Annotated in this window: 16 protein-coding genes; 10 read left to right on the top strand and 6 right to left on the bottom strand. The window is 70.7% G+C overall.

The annotated features are described in order from the left end of the window. Positions 1–311: 311 nt before the first annotated feature. From HUV60_RS07320 to HUV60_RS07305, 4 genes are all read left to right on the top strand, one after another. Complete coding sequence (locus tag HUV60_RS07320; protein ID WP_257848179.1) at positions 312–668, top strand: DUF3179 domain-containing protein; 357 nt, start codon at positions 312–314, stop codon at positions 666–668. A gap of 133 nt (positions 669–801) precedes the next feature. Then, a complete protein-coding gene (locus tag HUV60_RS07315; protein WP_257848180.1) occupies positions 802–1,137 on the top strand; it encodes an ArsR/SmtB family transcription factor in 336 nt (111 codons plus the stop codon). Beyond that, a complete protein-coding gene (locus tag HUV60_RS07310) occupies positions 1,138–1,839 on the top strand; it encodes a cation transporter (RefSeq protein WP_257848181.1) in 702 nt (233 codons plus the stop codon). It begins immediately after the preceding gene. A gap of 355 nt (positions 1,840–2,194) precedes the next feature. Further along, positions 2,195–2,476, top strand: coding sequence for a metal-sensitive transcriptional regulator (locus HUV60_RS07305; protein WP_018845516.1), 282 nt, complete (start codon positions 2,195–2,197; stop codon positions 2,474–2,476). Positions 2,477–2,877: 401 nt separating this feature from the next. Here the strand turns inward: HUV60_RS07305 and HUV60_RS07300 are convergent, their stop codons facing one another. The 4 genes from HUV60_RS07300 to HUV60_RS07285 all read right to left on the bottom strand — a co-directional run bounded on the left by HUV60_RS07300 (position 2,878) and on the right by HUV60_RS07285 (position 6,097). Further along, a complete protein-coding gene (locus HUV60_RS07300) occupies positions 2,878–3,453 on the bottom strand; it encodes a rhodanese-like domain-containing protein (protein WP_257848182.1) in 576 nt (191 codons plus the stop codon). A 136-nt stretch (positions 3,454–3,589) separates the two neighbouring features. Further along, positions 3,590–4,333, bottom strand: coding sequence for a sulfite exporter TauE/SafE family protein (locus HUV60_RS07295; protein ID WP_257848183.1), 744 nt, complete (start codon positions 4,331–4,333; stop codon positions 3,590–3,592). Continuing rightward, entirely contained in the window at positions 4,330–4,695 is a 366-nt protein-coding gene (locus tag HUV60_RS07290) for a rhodanese-like domain-containing protein (protein ID WP_257848184.1), read from the bottom strand. Before HUV60_RS07290 ends, HUV60_RS07295 begins: the two co-directional genes overlap by 4 nt. A gap of 37 nt (positions 4,696–4,732) precedes the next feature. Further along, a complete protein-coding gene (locus tag HUV60_RS07285; RefSeq protein WP_257848185.1) occupies positions 4,733–6,097 on the bottom strand; it encodes an MBL fold metallo-hydrolase in 1,365 nt (454 codons plus the stop codon). A 177-nt stretch (positions 6,098–6,274) separates the two neighbouring features. Between HUV60_RS07285 and HUV60_RS07280 the strand changes: the two genes are divergently transcribed. Further along, complete coding sequence (locus HUV60_RS07280; RefSeq protein WP_257848186.1) at positions 6,275–6,667, top strand: DUF302 domain-containing protein; 393 nt, start codon at positions 6,275–6,277, stop codon at positions 6,665–6,667. Between the two features lie 102 nt (positions 6,668–6,769). On the opposite strand, the gene HUV60_RS07275 is transcribed toward HUV60_RS07280, so the two are convergent. After that, a complete protein-coding gene (locus tag HUV60_RS07275; RefSeq protein ID WP_257848187.1) occupies positions 6,770–8,125 on the bottom strand; it encodes an MFS transporter in 1,356 nt (451 codons plus the stop codon). A gap of 154 nt (positions 8,126–8,279) precedes the next feature. Continuing rightward, the gene (locus HUV60_RS07270) at positions 8,280–9,341 is read right to left on the bottom strand and encodes a LacI family DNA-binding transcriptional regulator (protein WP_257848188.1); all 1,062 of its coding nucleotides are present in this window, start codon (positions 9,339–9,341) and stop codon (positions 8,280–8,282) included. Positions 9,342–9,502: 161 nt separating this feature from the next. Here HUV60_RS07270 and HUV60_RS07265 point away from each other — a divergent pair, with 161 nt between their 5' ends. The 5 genes from HUV60_RS07265 to HUV60_RS07245 all read left to right on the top strand — a co-directional run bounded on the left by HUV60_RS07265 (position 9,503) and on the right by HUV60_RS07245 (position 15,266). Continuing rightward, the gene (locus HUV60_RS07265; RefSeq protein WP_257848189.1) at positions 9,503–10,792 is read left to right on the top strand and encodes an ABC transporter substrate-binding protein; all 1,290 of its coding nucleotides are present in this window, start codon (positions 9,503–9,505) and stop codon (positions 10,790–10,792) included. 83 nt (positions 10,793–10,875) lie between these two features. After that, positions 10,876–11,787, top strand: a complete 912-nt coding sequence (locus HUV60_RS07260) for a carbohydrate ABC transporter permease (RefSeq protein ID WP_257848190.1) — start codon at positions 10,876–10,878, stop codon at positions 11,785–11,787. Next, positions 11,777–12,703: a carbohydrate ABC transporter permease gene (locus tag HUV60_RS07255; protein WP_257848191.1), complete on the top strand. Its 927-nt coding sequence runs from the start codon at positions 11,777–11,779 to the stop codon at positions 12,701–12,703. Before HUV60_RS07260 ends, HUV60_RS07255 begins: the two co-directional genes overlap by 11 nt. Before the next feature lie 53 nt (positions 12,704–12,756). Next, positions 12,757–13,524, top strand: coding sequence for an SDR family NAD(P)-dependent oxidoreductase (locus HUV60_RS07250; protein WP_257848192.1), 768 nt, complete (start codon positions 12,757–12,759; stop codon positions 13,522–13,524). Beyond that, entirely contained in the window at positions 13,512–15,266 is a 1,755-nt protein-coding gene (locus tag HUV60_RS07245) for a heparinase II/III family protein (protein ID WP_257848193.1), read from the top strand. The genes HUV60_RS07250 and HUV60_RS07245 overlap by 13 nt, the downstream gene beginning before the upstream one ends. Positions 15,267–15,270 lie beyond the last annotated feature (4 nt).

Below are 15,270 nucleotides of genomic sequence, written 5' to 3'. Positions count from 1 at the left end.
CACACCCCCCGTACGCGGACAGAATCCGCGGCATGTCTCCGAAGGAGGCGAGCTGGGCGACGCCCATCGCCGTGTACACCGTCCCGGGCACGATCCTCAGCACCATGATCCGGCCGTAGGCTCCCGGCGGCGGCGGCGAGAACTGTAAGCGCGCTCACCGAACCACCACCCCCGCTCCCGGCACGATCGAAGGGATGACGGCGGTGTTCGCCGCCGCGCGAGCCCGCATCCCGGGGGATCGGGAGGTGCCAGGTGAACGGTCAGCCGTCCTCCCCCGCCCACCGCGCCGGCAGGTACTCAAGGGAGCGGGCGTGATCGGGGGAGTCGTTGTCCTGCTGGTGGGCGGGGGCGTGATCGGCTGGCAGACCCTCGCCGGCCGCCCGGATCCGGTGACGGCCGTGCAGCCGGGCCAGGACCCGTCCCTGGAGGCGCTCGCCGATGCCGCCGTGTCCGGCGGGCCGGGCAAGGACGGCGTCCCCTCCATCGACAAGCCCCGCTTCGTCCCGGCGAACAAGGCCGGCTTCCTCGACGACGACGATCCGGTCTTCGGCCCGGAGTATCGCGGCGAGGTGAGGGCGTACCCGCAGCTGGTCCTGGTGTGGCACGAGATCGTCAACGACACCGTGGCCGGCAAGCCGCATGCTCCAGTCGAAAATGCCTCGGCCTGACCGCCGGTCACCCGTCGGCGCCGCGGACCGCACCCTGCTTCCCGGCAGGGCGGGACAACGCCTCCGTCACCGGGGTGGTCGGACTCAAAGATTCATGACTTCCTGAATTCAGAACTTTGTGTACTCTCAGGGGGTGCTGACACTAGCCACTGACATCGAAGTGCTGGCGCGGTTCGGCCGCGCCCTCGCCGACCCCATCCGCTGCCGTATCCTGCTCGCCCTCCGTCAGGCGCCCGCCTATCCGGCCGACCTCGCCGACGCCCTGGACATTTCCCGCACCCGGCTCTCGAACCACCTGGCCTGCCTGCGCGACTGCGGCCTGGTCGTCACCGTTCCCGACGGGCGACGCACACGCTACGAGTTCGCCGACGAGCGCCTGGGGCACGCGCTCGACGACCTGAGGGCGGCCGTCGTCGCCGTCGAGACGGACAAGACCTGTCCGGACGCGGACAAGAAGGGTTGCTGCTGAATGACCGCGATCTCCCTCAGTCCCAGCCCCGCCCGCCGTGACCGGCTCACCCGGCGCATACGTCTGCTCGTCGCCGCGACCATCGTCTACAACGTCATCGAAGCCGTGGTCGCGATCACCGCCGGTACCCTTGCCTCGTCGACCGCCCTGGTCGGCTTCGGACTCGACTCCGTCATCGAGGTCTCGTCCGCCACAGCGGTCGCCTGGCAGTTCTCCGCCGGTGATCCCGCTGTCCGTGAAGCCCGCGAGGAGCGCGCCCTGCGCATCATCGCCGTATCGTTCCTCGCGCTCGCGGTCTACGTCACCGTCGATGCGGTCCGTGCACTGACCGGCACCGGTGAGGCCGACCACTCGATTCCGGGCATCGTCCTCGCCGTTGTGTCGCTGGCGATCATGCCCTTCCTGTCGGCAGCGCAACGCAGGGCCGGTCGCGAGCTGGGCTCCGCCTCCGCGGTCGCGGACTCCCAGCAGACCCTGCTGTGCACCTACCTCTCCGCCGTGCTCCTGCTCGGTCTGCTGGCCAACCTGCTGCTCGGCTGGTCCTGGGCCGACCCGGTCGCGGCCCTCGTCATCGCTGCGATCGCCGTCAAGGAAGGCCGCGACGCCTGGCGGGGGAAGGGCTGCTGCGCGCCCACCCCTCACGTCCCGGCCGCGAGTACCGCAACAGTCTGCGGCTGCGCCAAGGGGTGCGATTGCTGCTGAACCGTCGCGAGGGCGGCTCGGCCTGCTCCGGGCCGCGGCGGTGCAGCACCATGGCGTCATGCTCTCCCGTGTGCCGCCCGGCGGCCGGAGCCCTGAACGTGCGTGGGGGCCGGTACCGACCTGCTCGGTCTTCGGGACGGCCGCCTCGCGGTGGCTGTCGGCGACGTCGGCCGGGCTTGGAGGCCGCCGGTGTGATGGGTCGGTGCGTAGTGCCCTCGGTGTCGCTTCCCTCGTCGAGGCCGGGCCCGCCCAGGCCCTGGGAGCCCCCGGGGGAGATGACGGGAATCATCCTGTGGGCCGTTGAGGTTCCTCTCTTCGATAGGGTACCCGCGGGGGTATTTCGAAGGAGTGGGCTGTGGAACTCGCGATGGCGGCTGAGGAACTGAAGACGGTGGTCAACCGGCTGCGCCGGGCGCAGGGCCAGATCGCCGGCGTGATCAAGATGATAGAGGAGGGGCGGGACTGCGAGGATGTGGTCACGCAACTTGCGGCGGCGTCCCGCGCTCTGGACAAGGCGGGTTTCGCAATCATCGCTACCGGACTGCAGCATTGCCTGACCGATGCCGATATGGCCGCCTCCGGTGACCGGGAGCAGATGCGTGCCCGGCTCGAGAAGCTGTTCCTTTCCCTGGCCTGAGTCGTATCATCCGATCATCCGATCATCCGATCAGCTGGCCGGGTGGGTGAGGGCTCCCTGGAGGCAGCCGCGGCCGGTATCGTGTCGGCGGGCTGCGCCTCAGGCGTCGGCACGGTGTGTCCCTCGCGCAGCAGGCGCATGCACGCACCGCCTCCGAGTTCCCTCTGGAAGAGCGGTTGTCCGACCTCGGCGCGGCCGTGTCCGACCGGCTGATTCCGCTGGTCGTGGCCGCTGTGGTGGCACTGGCCGCACTGCTGGTCCCGCTCCGGCCGACGAGAAGGCGCGCTCCGCAGCCGGAAGCGGAGACACCCGCGCACCGGTGTCGGGCCCTCGGCCGTATACCCCCTGGCATACGCAGGGGGAGGGATCCGGCTACGGACCCCTCCCCCTGCGCGCGTGGCTCATCGGTTGCGCAGGGCGGCCAGCGTCTCGTCGAGGTCGGTGGCGCGGGGGCGGTTGTGGGGCAGCCTGGCGAGCATGGCGGCCATGCCGCAGGTGTCGGTGAGGGCGGAGAAGACCAGACCGCCCGCGATGCCGGCGGAGAGGAGCTGGAACGCTGGGTGGACGACGAGCCCGAGCAGCAGACCGAGCAGTACGATCGCTCCAGCGGTGAGCCTCACCTGCCGTTCCATGCCCCAGGTGGCGCGCGGGGCGCCCTCGGGACGGTGGAGCTCGTGACCGTCGGCCGCCCAGGCGCCGGTGCCTCCCGCGAGGGTGGCTGCGGAGACGCCGTTCTCCGCGAGGATGCGGCCGGCGTTCTCGGAGCGTGCGCCCGAGGCGCAGACGATCAGGACGTCACCGCGGTCGGCGGCGTGCCGGATGTCGGGCAGCGCGCGCTGGATGTGGCCGAGGGGGACGTTCAGTGCGCCGGGGAGGTGGCCGCCGGCGTATTCGCCCGGGGTGCGCACGTCGATGACGGTCAGCTCGTGCAGGCGGGTGCGCGCCTCGTCGGTGGCGAGGGTGGTGGGTGTGGTCATGGCACAGGTCTCCTTGTGTGTCGGGGTGTGGTGGAGCTTGTTCCGAAGGGGACCGGGCCGCAGGCGGTCCTGACCCGCGCGGCCGGCCCGGCCTGCTCTCCCGGTCGCTGTCCTGAGCAGTCGGCGCCCCCCGTGTTCAGACGGTCACGTCGACGAGCATGAAGGCCGCCACCGCCAGCAGTACGCCGGCGAAGATCTTCTGGAGGGTGGTGCCGGAGATCTTCGTCGCGAGCCGCTTGCCGTCCCAGGCACCCAGGATCGCGGCTCCGGTGAAAGGGCCGATGATCTCCCAGTGGAGTCCGCCACCGGTGCCGGTGCGAGCGACGAGCGCGGCCAGCGAGTTGACCGTGATGACGAGCAGGCTGGTGCCCACCGCCCGCCGCATGGTCAGTCCCAGGACGCTCACCAGGGCGGGCACGGCGAGGAATCCCCCGCCGACTCCCAGGAAGCCGGTCACGGCGCCCAGTCCGGCGCCGGCGCCGGCCGCCTTGCCCGGACGGATCCGGTCCGGCGGCTCGGACGCGGACGGCCGCAGCATACGCAGGGCCGCCAGCGCGGCGACGACCGCGAACGCCGAGGTCAGCACCGCTTCGGGCAGGCGCCCGGCGACGGTGCCGGCGAGGAAGGCGGGGACGATGCCCGCAGCGGCGAACAACGCGCCCGTCTTCCAGACCACGTTTCCGTCGCGGGTGCGCGCGTACAGGGCGGTGATGGAGGTGGCGGTGACGATGATCAGGCTTGCTGTGGTGGCGGCGGCCGGGGTGAAGCCGAGCAGGTAGATCAGCGCCGGCACGGCGAGGACACTGCCACCGCCACCGAGGGCACCGAGGGCGAGACCGATGACGGCCCCGGCGACAAGGGCGAGAACGAGAACGGTCACGCTATCCGGCCGCTGTTCCCGCGCTCGTCGACGACCGGGTGTCCGGCGGCGGCCCACGCGTTCATGCCGCCCTCGACGTCGACCGCCTGCGCTCCGCGCTCGAGGAGGAGCTCGGCCGCCCGCTGGGAGCGCTGTCCGCTGCGGCAGACCACCACCAGCGGCCGGCCCTGTGCCTCGGTGGGCAGCGTGCCGCCGGCGTCCAGTTCCGTCAGCGGTACGTGGACGGCGCCCGGGGCGTGGCCCGCGGTCCATTCGGGCCTCTCACGGACGTCCAGCAGGACCGCCTCGGGCTGATCGCCACCGGTACGGCCGCGTGCCTCGTCGACCGTGACGCGCGGTCCGTCTCGGTGCAAGGGGAACATCACACGTTTCCTTCCTGGCCGGGGGGACGGTCGGGGATCAGTCGGAGGTCAGAGGCAGACCGGCGTTCGTGGCGGCGTCGAAGCCGTCGTCGACGGCGACCACGTCGCGGCCCGCGGCATCCAGCAGGGAGGCGGCGATCGCCGCGCGCATCCCGCCGGCGCAGTGGACCCACACCGTTCCGTCCGGTACCTCGCCGATGCGGCCGTGCAGCTCGTGGACCGGGATGTGGAGGGAGCCCTCGATGTAGCCGTCCGCACGCTCCGAGTCCCTGCGTACGTCCAGCACGGCCGCGTCGTCGCCGCGTTCACGTACACCGGCGAGGTCGGCGAAGCGGGCACGAGGGAAGGAAGCGAGTCGCCCGCCCTCGCGGATCCAGCCGGCCGGGTCGCCGGTGGCGGCGGCGGCCGGGCGGTCGATGCCCACCCGCACCAGCTCCCGCTGCGCGGCGGCGATCTGCGCAGGGGTGTCGGCGAGCAGGGTGACGGGCTTGCCCCACGGGATCAGCCAGGCGAGGTAGGTGGCGAGCTTGCCCTCGCCTTCGAAGTTGAACGACCCGGCCACATGCCCCTCGGCGAAGGCCGTACGGCTGCGCAGGTCCACCACCCACTCGCCCGCGGCCAGCCGGGAGGCGATCTCCTCGGCGTCCGCCCGCTCGGGCGGAGTGAGATCCACCGGGGAGGGGCCTGCGGCGTTGGCCGGGCCCATGTACGTGTAGTAGGCGGGCACGTCCTCCAGCCCGGCGAGCATCCGGGCGACGAAGGTGTCCGCGTCCAGGGTCAGCGCGTCGTTGGTCTCGCGCTCCTTGCCGATCGTGGTCGCGTCCCCCTCGGCCTGGGACGAGGAGCAGAAGCTGCCGAACCCGTGGGTGGGCAGCACCGGCACCTCGTCGGCCAGTTCGCCGGCCAGCCGGTGGGCGGAGGCGTGCTGGGCGCGGGCCAGCTGCTCGGTCAGCCGGGGCTCGACCAGGTCCGGGCGGCCCACGGTGCCGATCAGCAGCGAGCCACCGGTGAACGCCGCCACACCGCGCCCGTCCTCGGTCAGGGCGTAGGAGGTGTGGTGCGGGGTGTGCCCGGGAGTGGCGATCGCGCGCAGCACCAGGCCCTCGTCCACGGTCACGGTGTCGCCGTCGGTGACGGGAGTGTGGTCGAAGGCCACGTGTGCCCCGGCCGGCACCAGGTACCGGGCGCCGGTGACGCGGGCCAGTTCCAGGCCGCCGGTGACGTAGTCGTTGTGCACGTGGGTCTCGGCCACGAAGGCGATGCGCACCCCGTGACGGGCCGCAGCGGCGATGACCTGGTCGATGTCGCGCGGCGGGTCGACGGCCACCGCGACGCCGGGTCCGCCGGCCAGGTAGCTGCGGTTGCCCAGGCCCTCGAATTCCAGGGTGTCGACAAAGAACACGGCGCACGACTCCTCTCGGACGATTTACCCCTGGGGGTATTGGATGCTCACTCTAACAGCGATACCCGGAGGGGTATTCCAGAGGTGAAGGTGTCCGCTCAAGGCATCGCCCGACCTCGCGCGGGTACCCAACGGGGTATCGAGGAATCAGCCGTTCCGCGCTATCCGGGAGTCTCCGTGCCCTACGACCGCACCGTCCGTCTCGACACCGACTTCGACGCCGTCGTCACCGCCGTGCGCAAGGCCCTGGCCGATCAAGGCTTCGGCGTCCTCACCGAGATCGACGTCAAAGCCACCCTCAAGACCAAACTCGGCCACGACATGGAGGACTACCTGATCCTCGGCGCCTGCAACCCGCCGCTCGCCCGCCAGGCACTGGAAGCCGACCGCAGCATCGGCCTGCTCCTGCCCTGCAACGTCGTCGTCCGCCGTGACGGCGGCACCACGCTCGTCCAGGCCCTCGACCCGGGCACCATGGTCACCCTCACGGGCCTGGCCGCCCTGGAGCCGGTGGCCGCCGACGCCACGGCCCGACTGGACGCCGCCCTGGATGCCGTCGCCGTCGGCTGATCCGGCCGCGTCGGCCGGCGGTCTCGGACCGGAGGGTGAGTGTGCGCCCGGGGCGTGACGGAGGGAGATCGGGCGCCCCTTCCTCCGGTGGGCGGATCCAGGTCACGCGGGCAGGTCGGTTCCCCTGCCCGCCTTCCGGGGCACGACCCGGATCCGCGGGACACGGCGGTTCCAGCGGAACGCGAGCCGGTGGTCGCCGGCTCTGACCAGGAGGAGGCCGGTCGCCGTCGCGGTGACAGCCGCCACCGCGCCGGCCGTCCCGAGGCCGGCCCGGGCACCGTACGTGTCGGTGATCAATCCGACCACCGGAGCGCCCAGAGGCGCGCCGCCGAGGAGGACCATCATGTACAGCGCGGTGACCCGCCCGCGGAAGGTCGGGGCGGTCGAGGTCTGCATGGTGGCGTTGGTGGTGACGTTGACGACCATGGCGAACAGGCCCATGGGGATCATGAGCAGCGCGAAGCTCCACAGGGTCGGCGCCACGGCGGCCACGGTCTGCAGCGCGCCGAAGGCCAGCGCGGCGAGGAAGGGCAGTCGCCGCCGCGCTCTCTCGTGTCGGGCGGCGAGCAGCGCGCCTGCCAGGGAGCCCGCCGCGACCAGGGTGTTGAAGAGGCTGTATGCGCCCGCCCCGGCGTGGAACACGTCGTCGGCGAAGGCGGAGAGGTGGACGGGGAAGTTGAGGGCGAAGGTCCCGAAGAAGCCGACGAGGACGATGGGCCAGACCAGGTCGGGGCGACCGGCGACGTACCGCAGGCCCTCGCGCAACTGTCCCTTTCCGCGCGGGGCGCGCTCGACCGCGTGCAGTTCGCGGCGCCGCATCAGAGTCATGCAGGCCAGCGGCGCGGCGAAGGAGACGCCGTTGAGGAGGAACGCCCACCCGGTGCCGATGCCCGTGATCAGCAGGCCCGCGACGGCCGGACCGATCAGCCGGGCGGACTGGAAGTTCGCGGAGTTGAGGCCGACCGCGTTCCGCAGGAGGTGCGGGCCGACCAGTTCGGAGAGGAAGGACTGGCGTGCGGGGTTGTCCAGCACCGTCGCCAGGCCCACGGCGAACGCGGCGGCGTACACGTGCCAGACGTGGACCCGGTCGGTCAGGGTGAGGACGGCGAGCGCGAGTGCGGTGAGGGCCATGGCCACCTGGGTGGCGACGAGTACGGGGCGTTTGGGCAGGCGGTCGACGAGAACGCCACCGTACAGGCCGAAGAGCAGCAGGGGCAGGAACTGCAGGGCGGTGGTGATACCGACGGCGGTCGACGAGCCGGTGAGACTGAGGACCAGCCAGTCCTGGGAGATGCGCTGCATCCAGGTGCCGTTGTTGGAGACGACCTGGCCGAGGAAGAACAGGCGGTAGTTCCTCACCTTCAGCGAGGACAGCAGAGGGCCCCCGGGGGCGAGGGGGCGGAACGGGCCGCGCGTGTCGGGTGTGGGGGCGGAACCGGTTCCGGGTTCCGTAGTCAAGAGGGTTCGCCTCCTGGTCGTCGTCCGATGGGCGCCGGGGCGGGGCTTCGGGGCGCGGCTCCGGCGCCCCGACGTGAGGAGCGGGCCGGTTGCATACGCGCTTGCGGTGGTGAAGAGCTGCAGGCCCGTGTCATGGCGAGGAGAAGCGGTCCGGCTACGTGACCGGGGACGTCGCGGGCGCCGAGGTCGAGTCGCGGATCACCAGGGTCGGCCGGTGCAGGATGGACTGGCCGGTCTTCCCGCCGTCACCGTCCATGACCTGGCGCAACCTGGCGAACGCGGTGGCCGCCAGCTCCTCCACCGGCTGCCGCACCGTGGTGAGCGCGGGCATGGCCATGCCCGCGAGCATGATGTCGTCGTAGCCGGTCACGGAGACGTCGCGGCCGATCACCAGGCCCGCCTCCCTGGCGCCCGCGATGACGCCGAGCGCGCACATGTCGTTGATGGCGACGATCGCGGTCGGCGGACGGGGCGCCGAGAGGATCTCCAGCGCGGCGACACGTCCGAGTTCGGCGGCGTCCCGGTCGTCGAAGTCGACCGTGTCGGCTCCCGACCACACGAGGCCGGCCGACCGGGGGAGACCGGCGGCGTCTAGGGCCTGCCGGAAACCGCTGTAGCGCTCGGCCCGGTTGACACTCCCGATCGAGCCCGACACGAAGGCCAGGCGCGTGTGCCCCAGGGCCAGCAGGTGCTCCGTCGCCAGGCGCATGCCGAGAACGTTGTCGCTCCCGATGTTCACCGCGCGGTGCGGATCACCGGGCTGGGCGGTGCGGTCGAAGGCCACGAGCCCCAGCCCGGCCTCGACGGTGGGCTTCACATGGTCGAGCGAGGGCAGGGACGAGCACAGGACGACCCCGCCGATGCCGTCGCACCAGAGCTCCTCCACGTAGCGGCGCTCCCGCTCCGGGTCCCGTTCGCTGTTGCACAGGAGCATGTAGAAGCCCTCGGCCAGCGCCGCGGCTTCGAGATGCCGGGCGAACGTGCCCCAGAACGGATTGGCCACCGACGGCACGATGAGGCCGAGCATCTGGATCCGTCCGGTGCGCAGTTGCTGGGCGGCGCGGTTGGGACGGTAGCCGAGGCGCCGGATCGCCGACTCCACCCGGGACCGTGTCTCGGGCAGCATCTTGCCGGTCCGGCCGTTGAGCAGGTTGGAGACCGTGCTCGGGGAGACCCCCGCTTCCTCTGCCACCTGGTAGATCGTTACCCCGGCCACTGACCCACTCCCTATGAATCGGAAACCAAATGTTTCCGTTGTGTTGACAGCCTGTACTGCCGTTCCTAGTCTCGTGCATCGAAACACCAGTAAATCGATGCACTGCTCGAAACGCAAGTTCGTCACCCGCTCAGTACGTACCTCTCAGCCGGGAGTCTCCTATGCGCCCACGTACGTCGCCCCTCTCCAGAAGAAGGCTCCTCGGACTGGGCGCCGCCGCCGCGGCAGGCGCCGCACTGTCCGCCTGCGGCGGTCCCGCACCTCGGAAAGAGGGAGGCGGTGACGCCTCCCTGCGGCTGCTCACCCCGATTTTCGACCGGGCGGACGGACAGAAGCTGCTCACCTCGCTGCTCGCCGACTTCAAGAAGGACCACCCGGGCGTCACCGTCCAGGTGGACTACACCGAGTACGGAAAGCTCAACGAGAAGCTCGCCACCTCAATCGTAGGGGGACAGCCCTACGACGTCATGCTGATGGGTGTCGGCTGGATCCCGCCCTTCGTCGAGAAGGGTGTGCTCGCCGACCTCGGGACGAGCCAGTCCGAACTGGACCGTCTCTACAACCCGCGGGTGGTGCAGCCCGGGATCTACGAGGGCAGGACATACGCCCGCCCCATCCTGCTCGACACCCGGATAGGCATCTACCGCAAGGACATTTTGGCCGAGGCGGGAATCGACGCGCCGCCGAAGGACCTGACCGAGCTGAAGGAGATGGGCAAGGAGCTGACCGTCCGCGAGGGCGGCAAGCTGACGCGGGCCGGCGTGGACATCCTCAGCAACGACCTGCGCCAGACCTACCTTCCCCTCATGTGGGCGCACGGGGCCGACCTGTTCGCCGACGGCAAGCCCGTCTTCGACTCGGCCGAGGCCGTGGACGCCCTCCAGTGGATGGTCGACGTCATCCGCACGGAGAAGATCGAGGACTACGGCTTCACCCAGAAGGGGGCGGTCGTCGCGCCCCTCGTCCAGGGCCGGGCGGCGATGATGGTCGGACACAACGACATGTGGCGGCAGGTGTCCGAGAGCGCCCCGGAGCTGATCGCCGAGGACAAGATCGCCGGCTTCATGCTGAACCAGCAGCGTCCGGCGCTGTTCCAGGGCGGCACGCTGGCCACCCTGTCGGCGAAGACGCGGTACCCCGAGCAGGCCAAGGCCCTGGTGGAGTTCCTGTCAGGGGAGAAGGTGTCGCCGCAGGCAGCCGAGCAGCGTGGCAACATCCCTGCCGTCCTCAGCGCGGCGGACTCCGACTACGTGCGGAACAACAAGCTCGTCTCGTTCGCGGTGGACAACCTGGATCACGCCTTCTCCGAGGGCGGTGTGCCGACCTGGCTGGAGATCCGGGAGGAGTTCAAGCCTGCTCTGGAGAGCGCCCTGCTCGGTAAGTCCAGCCCGGCCGACGCCCTGCGGGGGCTGGCCGAGAAGGCCGAGGCCATCATCGCCAAGGGGGCGTGACCCTGGTGCCCAGTCATCCGCCCGTGGACACGGCACGTCCGCGCCCGCCCGCAGTGCATCGATCTACCAGATCGCCAACGTCGATGCAGCGCGACGAACGGCCCCGGCGCACAAAGAAGTTCGGACACGAACGGGGCCGGGTAGCCCTCCTCCTGCTGGCGCCCTCGGTCATCCACCTCGTGTGGTGGATCGGCATCCCGGTCGTGGCGACCTTCGCCCTGGCGTTCACCGACTACGACATCCTCGCGGGCACGGTCACCTTCAACGGTCTGGACAACTTCCAGGAGATCTTCAGTGACTCGACCTGGAACGCGTCCATCTGGCACACCGTCGTCTTCACCTTCTTCACCGTGCCGGTGGCCATGGCGATCGCGGTCGTCCTGGCGCTCCTGCTCAACGTGAAGATGCGGGGGTCGGCCTGGTACCGGACGGCGGTCTTCATGCCGCACGTCACCGCGACCGTGGCGATCGCCCTGGTGTGGATGTGGATGTTCGAACCCCGGCTCGGTGTCGTGAACACGATGCTCGGCTGGGTCGGCATCGACGGGCCGGTCTGGCTGGCCGACCCGGACTGGGCTCTGACCGCCGTGATCGTGGTGAGCATCTGGAAGGGCATCGGCATCAAGATGCTCATCTACCTGGCCGCCCTGCAGGCCATGCCGAACGACGTGTACGAGGCGGCGAAGATCGACGGCGCCTCACAGGTGCGGCAGTTCTTCTCCATCACCCTGCCGCTGCTGAAACCGGCGACGTTCTTCGTCCTGGTGGTGTCGATCATCGACTCCTTCCAGGCGTTCGACCAACTGTACGTGCTGACGCCCGACGGAGGGCCCGGCAACTCGACGACGGTCATGACGTACGAGATCTACCGCACGGCGTTCAAGGAGTTCAACATGGGTGCGGCCTGCGCTCAGAGCGTGGTGCTGTTCGCCTTCCTGCTGGTGCTCATGCTGATCAGCCGACGTCTCACCGGGAAGGAAGACGATGTCCGCTGAGAAGCTCTCCGCCGGCGCCGCGACCGCGGTGACCCCGCGTACGAGCAGACCCCTGCTCGCCCGGCGACTGCGACGCGTGGCGCTGCACCTGGTGCTCGGCACGGTGTCGTTGGCGATGGCCATCCCCTTTCTGTGGATGATCATCACCTCGCTCAAGACCGATCCCGACCTGGCCTCCTACCCCCCGGGGCTGCTGCCCCGGATCTGGGACTGGGACAACTACCCGGAGGCCCTGGAGTACGCACCCTTCGGCACCTACTTCCGCAACAGCCTGTTCATCTCGCTCGGGCACACCGCGCTCAACCTGGCGCTGGCCTCCATGGCCGGATACGCCCTGGCCCGCCTCCCCTTCCGGGGCAGCACCGTGATCTTCATGGGTGTCCTGGCCACCATGATGATCCCGACCTACACCAAGATCGTGCCCCAGTACCTGATCGCCAAGGGCATCCCGTTCTTCGGCGGCAACGACTATCTGGGCCGGGGCGGCCACGGCTGGCTCGACTCGTGGTGGGGTCTCATCATTCCCGGCGCGCTCACGCCTTTCGCCATCTTCCTCTTCCGGCAGTTCTACCTCTCGTTGCCACGGGAGCTGGAGGAGGCCGCCCGCATCGACGGCATGGGGGAGTTCGGCATCTACGCACGGGTGATGACACCCCTGGTCAAGCCGGCCATCGCCACCGTCGGCCTGCTCACCTTCGAGAGCAGCTGGAACAACTTCCTGTGGCCGCTGATCATCACGACCGACACCGACCTGCGGGTCATCCAGGTGGGACTGTCCGCCTTCCAGCAGGCCGACCAGAACGCCTGGGCCTACATGATGGCCGGCACGACGCTCGCCACGGTCCCGATGGTGGCGCTGTTCCTGCTCACCCAGCGGTACTTCGTGCAGGGCTTCGCCAACTCCGGCATCAAATAGCCCCCTTGCTCAACGCGACACATCAGATCCGACATACAACCGGAGAACTCCTCATGCCTTTTGACCTCACGGGGCGCCGTGCGCTCGTCACCGGTGCCGGGCACGGCATCGGCGCGGCCGTCGCGCTAGGGCTGGCCCGGGCGGGCGCCGACGTGATCGTTCACCACGGTCACTCCGCCGAATCGGCCCAGCGCGTCGTGGCCGACATCAGCGCGCTCGGACGGAAGGCCACCGCCGTCACCGCGGACGTCACGGACGCGACCGACGTCGAGCGCCTGGTCGACGAGAGCGTCGCCTTCCTCGGGGGCCTCGACATCGTCGTCGCCAACGCCGGGCATCTGGTCGGACGGGTTCCCGTCTCCGACATGACCGAGGAACACTTCCGCAGCGTGATCGACGTCAACCTCGTCTCCGCCTTCCGCACCTGTCGGGCCGCCCTGCCGCACGTGCGGGAGGCCGGGCGTGCGGGACGGATCATCCTGATGGCCTCGCAGGCGGCCCACGACGGCGGTGGTCCCGGCGCGACCGCCTACGCGGCGGCCAAGGCCGGAGTGGTCGGCTTCGCCAAGGGGCTGGCCAAGGAGGTCGGCGGCTCCGGGGTGACGGTCAACTCCCTCGCTCCCGGCTACATCGGCGACACCGCCTTCCACGGCACGTTCACCGCGCCCGAGGCCCGCCACGGCATCGTGGAGAAACTGCCCATCGGCCGCGCGGGCACCGTGGAGGACGTCGCGGGCGCGGCCGTCTACCTGGCCTCGGACGAGGCCGGATACGTCACCGGCGCCACCTTCGACATCGGCGGCGGCGCATGGCCGCGCTGACTGTCCCGTCGGAGCCCGGCGGGTGGTGGCACGCCTACGTCTGCCCGGCACACGGCGTGGAGCTCGACCACGGCGACCTGCTCGGCGGTGCCTTCCCCGTCGGCGGTGCCGCCTGCCGGTACGGCTGCCGTTTGGACACGGACGCCATACGGGGTGCGTGGACCGTACTGGCGCATCAGGAGGCCGCCCGGTGCCTGCGGGACCTGGCAGCCGGCCCGACCGGCGAACGCCGCGAGGCCGTGGCGATGCTGCGCGAGTACGCGGAGCTCTACGCCGGTCTGCCGGGCACGCACACGGGCGGTGACGACTGGATGCTGCGCGGACGGCTCTTCCACCAGGCGCTGACCGAGGCCATCTGGGCCGTCAACATCGCCCACGCGGTACGCACGCTGACGGCGGACCCCGATGGCCCCCGACTGGACGAGCTCGTCCCCTTCCTCGAATCGCTCCAGGAAGCGGCAGGGGCGGCGCGGACCGAGCTCCTGCGGAAGGGAGAGGCCCGTTCGAACTACACTGCCTGGCTCGCCGCCGCGGAGATCTCCTGCCGCTGCGCGGCCGAGCTGATCACCGGAGCGGAGCCCGACGTGATCGGTCTCGCACAGGAGTACGGTCTCGCCGCCCACATGCGGGCAGCGGTCCACCGGGACGGCTGGGAGTGGGAGGCAAGCACCTACTACCACCTGTTCGTCCTGCACGCCTACCTGCTCGCGCTGCGTGGCGCCCGCCCGGAGCAGCTGCCCGACGACATCGCGGACGTACTGGGCGCGATGGTCTCGGCGCTCGGGGGCATCGCCGCCCCGGACGGCACCCTGCCGGCCCTGCACGACGGTCCCTACCGGCGCGAGGCACAGGCGGCCGAGATCAGAGAGGTGGCCGCGCTCACCGCCCAGATGTTCGCGGACGCCCCGCTGAAGGCCGTCGCGCAGGCGGCCGAACGCGACTCGGCCGCTGCACTCCCCGCGGACCTCGACGGGTGGTTCACCGGCGTCCCGCTTCCCGCGCCGCCGCCGCGGCACACCTTCCCCGACGCCGGGTTCGCGGTCTTCCGGTCCGCGGGCGTCCACGCCCTGCTGGACGCAGGACCGCACGGCGGCGGACACGGGCACCAGGACAAACTGTCGCTCTACCTGTACGGGGACGACGGCACCGCCTGGCAACCGGATCCCGGACAGGTCCCGTACGCACACCGGAACCTGCGCGCGTACTACGCGAGCACGGCGGCCCACCCCACCTTCCGGGCCGACGGGACGGAACAGCGCCCCTGCGACGCCGTCCTCGACGGCGACACCGGACGGTGCGAGCAGGCGTACGACGGCGTCACGGCGACACGGCACGTCGTCACCGACCGGCGCTACCTGCTCGACGTCCTCGTCCTCGAGGCCGCCACCGAGCGCCGGCTCACCGCCCAGCTGCGTCCGGGCACCGATCTCGACGTCGTGGCCCAGGGGGCCGACCGGGCCCGCACGGTCTGGGGCGACGGGGAGTCCGCCGTCCTGACGGGCTACCACGCCTCGCGTCCGCAGGCGGAGTTCACCGTCGTCGCCCACCCCGGGACCGCCGACGACCCGGCACGGAGCCGGCAGGGCGTCGACTGGTCCCTCACCGGCCGCCACGCCGTGTTCGTCTCCGTCTACCAGTCCGCCGAGACGTCGCCACCCGTCCGCCGGGTGAGCCTGTCCGAACGGACCGTCCATATCGACCTGGCCGACGGCACCGTCGCCACCCATCCCATCGGAGCGTGAGAAC

The organism is Streptomyces sp. KMM 9044 (genome assembly GCF_024701375.2).
Classification (GTDB): Bacteria; Actinomycetota; Actinomycetes; order Streptomycetales; family Streptomycetaceae; genus Streptomyces.
Note: the sequence above shows the minus strand (reverse complement) of the source record. Positions and strands in the feature narration are given on the sequence as shown.

What these genes read in the sequence shown, in the direction of transcription:
- HUV60_RS07310 (WP_257848181.1), top strand. Translation starts at nt 1,138, where the DNA reads ATGACCGCGATCTCCCTCAGTCCCAGCCCCGCCCGCCGTGACCGGCTC.
- HUV60_RS07300 (WP_257848182.1), bottom strand. Translation starts at nt 3,453, where the DNA reads ATGACCACACCCACCACCCTCGCCACCGACGAGGCGCGCACCCGCCTG.
- HUV60_RS07290 (WP_257848184.1), bottom strand. Translation starts at nt 4,695, where the DNA reads ATGTTCCCCTTGCACCGAGACGGACCGCGCGTCACGGTCGACGAGGCA.
- HUV60_RS07265 (WP_257848189.1), top strand. Translation starts at nt 9,503, where the DNA reads ATGCGCCCACGTACGTCGCCCCTCTCCAGAAGAAGGCTCCTCGGACTG.
- HUV60_RS07260 (WP_257848190.1), top strand. Translation starts at nt 10,876, where the DNA reads ATGCAGCGCGACGAACGGCCCCGGCGCACAAAGAAGTTCGGACACGAA.
- HUV60_RS07255 (WP_257848191.1), top strand. Translation starts at nt 11,777, where the DNA reads ATGTCCGCTGAGAAGCTCTCCGCCGGCGCCGCGACCGCGGTGACCCCG.
- HUV60_RS07250 (WP_257848192.1), top strand. Translation starts at nt 12,757, where the DNA reads ATGCCTTTTGACCTCACGGGGCGCCGTGCGCTCGTCACCGGTGCCGGG.
- HUV60_RS07245 (WP_257848193.1), top strand. Translation starts at nt 13,512, where the DNA reads ATGGCCGCGCTGACTGTCCCGTCGGAGCCCGGCGGGTGGTGGCACGCC.